The 1537-nt window shown below is 71.5% G+C and carries 2 protein-coding genes; one reads left to right on the top strand and one right to left on the bottom strand.

Going from position 1 to position 1537, the window contains the following annotated elements; all coding sequences use genetic code 11:
• Positions 1-382 precede the first annotated feature (382 nt).
• Positions 383-598: a hypothetical protein gene (locus ACE3QP_RS12380; protein WP_374436462.1), complete on the top strand. Its 216-nt coding sequence runs from the start codon at positions 383-385 to the stop codon at positions 596-598.
• Here the strand turns inward: ACE3QP_RS12380 and ACE3QP_RS12375 are convergent.
• Positions 595-1537: PLP-dependent aminotransferase family protein (locus ACE3QP_RS12375; protein WP_374436461.1), on the bottom strand; the 943-nt coding region annotated here is incomplete at its 5' end. The genes ACE3QP_RS12380 and ACE3QP_RS12375 overlap by 4 nt on opposite strands.

The raw sequence follows: 1537 nt of genomic DNA, 5'->3' as shown, positions 1-1537 counted from the left end.
AGCAATGGCTGCATTACCTGCGCCGCACGCACCCCGAGGCTGAAGCGCTCTATAACCAGATCCGCACCCTGCAGCAGCCGGCCGAGTTCGAAGCGGCGCTGCGCGCTGCCCTGCCGCCGCCCCCCCCTGCCGCAATTTGCAGCAGACCGAGTCCCTGCTTGTCCAGACAAGCACTTAGCGCGCTCCCCCAGAACTCATGCACGAACTTGTCCACAGCGGACGGGGACAGTGTGAGGAACTTCCTGTCAGGCATCGCCTGACGGCGGGTCGGCGTCAACGCCGACAGCGGCTCGCGACTTATTGCCTCGAAGCCCGGGGTCCGGCCCTCTAAGCTGGACTCAAGGGCGCCGATAAGCAGTCATGGAGCCCGAAGGAGTACGACATGGCCCTCGCAATCTTTTCCCCAGCCGATGCGCAGTCGGGATTCGAGCTGCGCTTCCAGTCGCTCTTCAATGCCGGCCGCGGCCTCGCCTTCCCTTGCGATGCCGAGGGCCATGTGGACCTTGACGGCCTGAGCGACAGCGCACGTGAGAACTACCTGTTCGCGCGGGCCGTGGTGGGCCGGGACTACGCCACGCCCCAGGTCTGCCGGCGCTAAGCAAGCCTTTGTAGCGCAGCCTTGATCTCCTCGGGCAGCAAGGCGCCGAAGCCCAGCAGCCAGCCTTCCAGCGGCGTGCCGCTGCACAAGGCCGAGAGCCGCGGCGTCTGCACTCCCCGTGCGGCGGCATGCCGGCTCCAGGCCGCCTCCTGGCCCAGCGGCAGCGCCACGCACAGCTGCAGCCCGCAGGCCTGCGGTGCCACCGGGCGGGCCTGTGGCAGGTAGCGGGCCAGGCCGGCCAGCAGGGCCTGGCGGCGCTCCGCCACCCGCGTGCGCATGGCGCGCAGATGCTGGGCGTAATGCCCACCCTCGATGAAGTCCGCCACCAGCGCCTGCATGAGGCCGTTGCCATGCCCGTCCTGCAGGGTGCGCAAGGCCGTGGCGGGCTCCACCAGGCCGGGCGGCAAGGCCGCATAGGCCAGGCGCAGGCCGGGCATCAGGGTCTTGCTGAAGGTGCCCAGGTAGATGACACGACCGTCCGCGTCCTGTGACTGCAGCGCCGGCAGGGCTTCGTGGGCATCGAAGAACTCGCTGTCGTAGTCGTCCTCGATGACCCAGCTGCCGTGAAGGCGCGCCAGCGCCAGGATCTGCTCGCGCCGTGCCGGGCTCAGGCGCACGCCCAGCGGGTACTGGTGGGCGGGCGTCAGCACGATGAGCCGGGGCGCGGGCAGGCCGGGCGTGGGCACCAGCCCCTCGGCATCCACCGGCACCGGCACCAGCCGTGCGCCCGCGGCAGCCAGCGCGGCGCGGGCACCGGGGTAGCCGGGGTCTTCCACCCACACGGCGTCGCTCGGGTCCAGCAGCAGCTGGGCCAGCAGCATCAGCGCCTGCTGGGAGCTGGTGAGCAGCAGCAACTGTTCGGCCGTGGCGCGCAGGCCCCGCGCCCCCGCCCCGGGGGGGGCCCCCACCAGGGGCCGCGCGGGGCGCCCCCCGGGGGGG

The organism is Inhella sp. (assembly GCF_041912635.1).
Lineage (GTDB): Bacteria > Pseudomonadota > Gammaproteobacteria > Burkholderiales > Burkholderiaceae_C > Inhella.
This window is presented reverse-complemented; position numbering and strand designations above follow the sequence as displayed.

Excerpts from the sequence above, each read along its gene's own strand:
- ACE3QP_RS12380 (WP_374436462.1), top strand. The coding sequence starts at position 383 with ATGGCCCTCGCAATCTTTTCCCCAGCCGATGCGCAGTCGGGATTCGAG.